This is a genomic window from Promineifilum sp. (SeqCode), assembly GCF_041918635.1.
Classification (GTDB): Bacteria; Chloroflexota; Anaerolineae; order Promineifilales; family Promineifilaceae; genus Promineifilum.
The window spans coordinates 1-2,048 of sequence record NZ_JAYRVJ010000036.1 but is presented as its reverse complement, the minus strand read 5'-3'; the positions used below and the strand labels follow the sequence as shown (position 1 = coordinate 2,048).

3 protein-coding genes are annotated in these 2,048 nt (G+C 61.5%); all 3 read right to left on the bottom strand.

Annotated elements, in window-relative coordinates:
* A partial coding sequence (locus ACE3UY_RS01190) for a carboxyl transferase domain-containing protein (protein WP_374685724.1) occupies positions 1 to 764 on the bottom strand: 764 nt, incomplete at its 3' end.
* An 83-nt stretch (positions 765 to 847) separates the two neighbouring features.
* Complete coding sequence (locus ACE3UY_RS01185) at positions 848 to 1,138, bottom strand: helix-turn-helix domain-containing protein (protein ID WP_374685723.1); 291 nt, start codon at positions 1,136 to 1,138, stop codon at positions 848 to 850.
* Between the two features lie 385 nt (positions 1,139 to 1,523).
* The coding region (locus ACE3UY_RS01180) for a 3-keto-5-aminohexanoate cleavage protein (RefSeq protein WP_374685722.1) at positions 1,524 to 2,048 on the bottom strand (525 nt) is incomplete at its 5' end.

Sequence of the window (2,048 nt, the reverse complement as noted above, 5' to 3'; positions counted from 1 at the left end):
CGCAGCGCGTCGGCGTCGTTTTCGGCCGTGTAGTCGCTGACGCCGGAGGTGTGGGCGTGCATCTCCGCCCCGCCGAGCGTCTCGTCGTCGCTCTCTTCGCCAATCGCCATCTTGACCAGCGGCGGCCCGCCGAGGTAGACCGCGGCCTGATTGCGCACCATCACCACGTAATCGCTCATGCCGGGGATGTAGGCCCCGCCGGCGGTGGAGGAGCCGAAGACCAGCGCCACCTGGGGGATGCCGGCGGCCGACAGGCGGGCCTGGTTGGCGAAGGTGCGCCCGCCGAGGATGAAAACTTCGTCCTGGTAGAGCAGGTTCGCCCCGGCCGACTCGACCAGCGAGATGCAGGGCAGCCGGTTCTCGAAGGCGATCTGCTGGGCGCGCAGCGATTTCTGGAGGGTCATCGGGTAGACCGCGCCGCCCTTGACCGTGGCGTCGTTGGCGAAGATGAGGCACTCGACGCCGCTGACGACGCCGATGCCGACGATCTGCGACGCGGCCGGGGATTCGTTGTTGTACATGCTGTAGGCGGCCAGCGGCGAGAGTTCGAGGAAGGGCGTGCCGGGGTCGAGCAGCAGTTCCACCCGCTCGCGGGGCAGCAGCTTGCCCGCCTCGCGGAACTTGCGCGCCCCCCGCTCCCCGCCGCCGGCGCGGGCCCAGGTTTGGCGCTCGTTGAGTTCGTCGACCAGGGCCAGCATAGCGGCGCGGTTGGCGGCATAGTCCCCAGAACGCGCGTAAACCAAGGATTTGATAGTCTCAACCATATGAAGGGTGAGTAATTAACCGATTTCGCGATCCGCTATTCTTCGTACCACTTGAACATCCCACTTTTCCTGTTGACTCCCAATCAAGACAACTCGACAAGTATCTCCGGATGCTGTTCCGCAATGCGTAGGAGAGAACGGGCTGGCCCACTTGGTGTCCGTCGTCCCTGTTCCCAATCTTGCACCGTCCGCACACTAACGCCCATTAGACCTGCAAACGCCGCCTGTGATAGGCCCATGCGTAGTCTTATTTCCTCTGGTGGAGCCGGTTCTCTCAATTCGCGGGTTCTTAGGCCCTTGATCTCGCCGCGCTTGAATGCCTTGATCTCTCGAATGCCTTCCAGAATTTCAAGTCCAATGTCACGTTCAGTCACGATTGATTTCCTCCGCAATGCGCCTAAGAATATGTGCCGGGATAGTCTCGCGCTGGCTTTTGCTATAGATAGTCAGCATCCAGATTTCACTAGCCGACACTCGCCAGTAGTAGATCACGCGAAAACCACCTCGTTTCCCCCTGCCTGTCGCGGCTCAACGTAGCTTCCTGACGCCACCGGTGCCAGGGACTACTTGCCCGGCATCGGGTCGTTCCATCAGGAGCAGTTGCAGCCCCAGGTACTCGTCGTCGGTGAGATAGTCGCCTACTTGGCGGGTAAAAGTGGTTGTTTCGATGAAGACCACAGTGTCGCCTCTATATTACTATACGGCTTTGCCGTATAATTGTCAATGGCTCGAATCGGAAGAAAATATAGACTCGACAGTTTAGCTCTTCCAATCTGTGGAGTCTGTGTTTTTTCTCCTTTTCGGTAGCTGCAACATCTCCCGCGCCTCGGCCACCGACGCCACCTCTCCCCCCACCAACCGCACCAGCTCGGCCGCCTTCGCTACCAACTCTCCGTTCGACCGCGCCAATTGGCCGGGCGCAACGTAGAGATTGTCCTCCAGCCCCACGCGCACGTTGCCGCCCAGGGTGATGGCCGCGGCTACCAGCGACCACTGCCGCGCGCCGATGCCGATCACCTGCCAGTGTGACCCGGCCGGCAATGTGTCCACCTGCTGCACGAGGTGCTTCGTCGTGCCGGGGATGCCGCCCAGCACGCCCATGATCAGGCTGAACTGGTAGGGCGGGCGCAGCAGACCCATGTCGATCAGCGGTGTGGCATTGTGGATGTGGCCGGTGTCGAAGCACTCCATCTCCGGTCGCGTGCCGGCGTCGGTCATCGCCTCCAGGAAGTAGATGATGTCGCCGAACGGGTTGGCGAAGACGTGGTCGTGGTAGAACGCCTT